The organism is Occallatibacter sp. (genome assembly GCF_049802275.1).
GTDB lineage: Bacteria > Acidobacteriota > Terriglobia > Terriglobales > Acidobacteriaceae > Telmatobacter.
Genome location: NZ_JBARMD010000310.1, coordinates 1 through 3,110, shown reverse-complemented (window position 1 = coordinate 3,110; position 3,110 = coordinate 1). Strand labels below are relative to the sequence as shown.

Here is a 3,110-nt window from a genome sequence, read left to right as displayed (position 1 = left end):
ACGACCAGCCGAGCGGGTCTATTGGATCGATCGCGGTTTCGTTGAGCGATCCCAACACGATCTACGCGGGCAGCGGCGAGGGGTTGCAGCGGCCGGATCTTTCGACGGGCGATGGGGTGTACAAGTCAACGGACGCGGGCAAGACGTGGACGCATCTCGACGGGCTGCGCAACGGGCAGCAGATTGGACAGGTAGCGATTGATCCGCATGACGCGAATCGGGTGTTCGTCGCCGTCGAGGGACATCCCTACGGGCCTAACGAGGAGCGCGGACTTTATCGGACTGTTGACGGGGGCAAGACTTTCAAGCGCGTTTTGTTTGTAAGCGACAAGACAGGTGCGTCGGAGGTGCAGATCGATCCGCAGAATCCGCAGATTGTGTTTGCGGGGATGTGGCAGCGGCAGGAAGCGCCCTGGGAGAACGGGTCGTTCGGCGGGGGGGAGGGGGGACTGTACCGCTCGACGGACGGCGGCGATACGTGGAAGAAACTCACCGGGAACGGACTGCCGGATCAGATTCTTCAACTGCAGATGACGATTTCGCCGAGCGATCCGAAGCGCATTTATGCGGAGATCGGACAAGTGCACGGTCCGGTGTGGCTCTATCGGTCAGACGATGGCGGCGATCACTGGGTGCATGCGCCCGAAGATGACACGCGGCCCGAGGAGCGGATTGGGGGCGGGGATGTTCCGGTGCCGCTGGTCGATCCGAAGGACCCGGATACGGTGTACGTGGCGAGCATCGTTAGCTGGAAGTCTACGGATGCGGGCAAGACTTGGACAGCGCTCCGCGGATCGCCGGGCGGCGACGATTATCAGAATGTCTGGATTAATCCGAACAACACGAAGATTATTGCGCTGGCGAGCGACCAGGGCGTGGTGATCTCGCAGAACGGGGGCGAGAGCTGGGCGGAGTGGTACAACCAGGCGACGGCGCAGATGTATCACGCGACTGCGGACAATGCGTTTCCGTATCGGGTTTGCGGCGGGCAGCAGGATTCTGGGTCGGCATGCGTGCCGAGCCGGAGCAATGACGGACGGATCACGTTTCACGACTGGCATCCGGCGGGGATCGAAGAGTACGGATATGCCGCGCCCGATCCGCTGGACCCAGATATTGTGTACGGCGGAAAGGTAACGCGCTACGACCGACGGACGGGGCAGATTCAAAATGTGGAGCCGAAGCCTCTGCGCAGTTATCGCGCGCTGCGGACGGAGCCGCTGCAGTTTTCGCCGGTCGATCCGCACAAACTTTACTTTGCGACGAACACTTTGTGGTTGACCGAGGATGGAGGAAAGAACTGGAAGGAAGTGAGTCCTGACTTGTCGCGCGAAACGTGGGAGCTGCCAGCGGTGGTGGACGACTACAAGGATTCGCCTGCGGCGAAGGCGACACGGCGTGGTGTGATTTATGCGCTGGGATTGTCGCCGCTGGATGGGAACCGGTTGTGGGCTGGCACGGATGATGGGTTGATCTGGACGACAGCAAATGCAGGTGCGCACTGGACGAATGTGACGCCGCCGGCGCTGAAGCCATTCTGGAAAGTGTTCAACATGGATGCGGGACACTTCGATGTGCAGACGGCTTACGCGGCGGTGAATACGCTGCGGCTGGACGATATGCGACCGCATCTTTTCCGCACGCATGATGGTGGAAAGACGTGGACGGAGATCGACAACGGGATTCCGGATGGCGGAGCGACGAGTGCAATTCGCGAAGATCCCAAACGCAAGGGGTTGCTGTATGCGGGGTCGGAGACGCAGGTGTATGTGTCGTTCGACGACGGAGATCACTGGCAGTCGCTGCGGTTGAATATGCCGGCGAGTTCGGTGCGCGATCTGGAAGTGAAAGGGGACGACCTGATTGCCGCTACGCATGGTCGCGGGTATTTGATTCTGGATAATGTGACGCCGCTGCGGCAGATTGCGGCGACAACGGCCGAAGAGAATGCGCACTTGTATGCGCCGCAAACGGCGATTCGGATTCGGAACGGCATGAATCCGCCTACGCCCTGGCCAGCAGATTTTCCGGCGACCAGGAATCCGCCGAATGGAGCGGTGATCGACTATTACCTTGGGCCGCAAGCGTCGGGCGTGGTTTCGCTGGAGATTGCGGACAGCAAGGGGCAGACGATTGCGCGCTTCAACTCAAATGATCCAGTGCCGGCGTTTGACCCGCGTTATCCCGATCCGCCGGTCTGGGCGCGGCCTCCGCGCGTGCTGTCGGCGGCGCCGGGACATCATCGGTTCCTGTGGGATTTACAGTATCCGCAGGTGCCGGGGCTGTCGACGGGGCCGGATGATGAGCTGGCGACACCGCACGATACGCCGCAGGTTTCTACTGCTCCGTGGGTGCTGCCGGGAGATTACACGGTGCGCCTGACTGCCAACGGGAAGACGCAGTCAGAGCCGCTAAAGGTGGTGATGGACCCACGGGTGAAAACGCCGATGCCCGAATTGGAAGCGCAATTCACGATGGCGAAGAAGATGTACGACGACGTGATGAAGGCGACTGCGGCACTGCACGAGATCGGCGTGCTACGCGAACAGTTGAAGGCGCGAAGTGGACAGCCGGTGGTGGGGCAGGCGGGTCCGACCATCGATTCGAAGCTGGATGCAATTGCGGGGCCGGAGCATGGTGGGCGCGGATTTGGGCGTGGGCAGGCGGGACCGGCAACGCTGGGTTCAGTTCGAATGCAACTGGCGCGACTTATGCACTCGATTCAATCCGCGGATGAAGCGCCGACAGCAGCGCAGAGCGGGGCCTTCGGGATTGCGGAGATGCCTCTGGATGGATTGATTGAGCAGTGGCGGCAGGTGAAGCAGTCCGATGTGAAGGCTCTGAATGCGGAGTTGAAGAAGCAGCACCTCGCGTTGATCGATCTGGATACGCGGGAGATGGATCGAGGGCGCGAAGATGAGTTGGAAATGGGGGACGAGGAGTAGGCGCGGCTCGCGGCAAGGCAAAATGACCACGCGGGGGGTGGTCATTTTGCGAAATCTGAGTGATCTGTAGACCCGTGTTGTTTAGTGGTGTCGGCCGCCGCCGGAATGGCCACCCCCGGAATGGCCGCCGCCAGAGTGGCCACCTCCACCGAAATGCCCGCCGCC

At 61.3% G+C, this 3,110-nt stretch carries 1 protein-coding gene; it reads left to right on the top strand.

What is annotated here, in order from left to right:
* The coding region (locus WA354_RS10795) for a WD40/YVTN/BNR-like repeat-containing protein (protein ID WP_472813016.1) at positions 1-2,945 on the top strand (2,945 nt) is incomplete at its 5' end.
* Between the last annotated feature and the right edge of the window lie 165 nt (positions 2,946-3,110).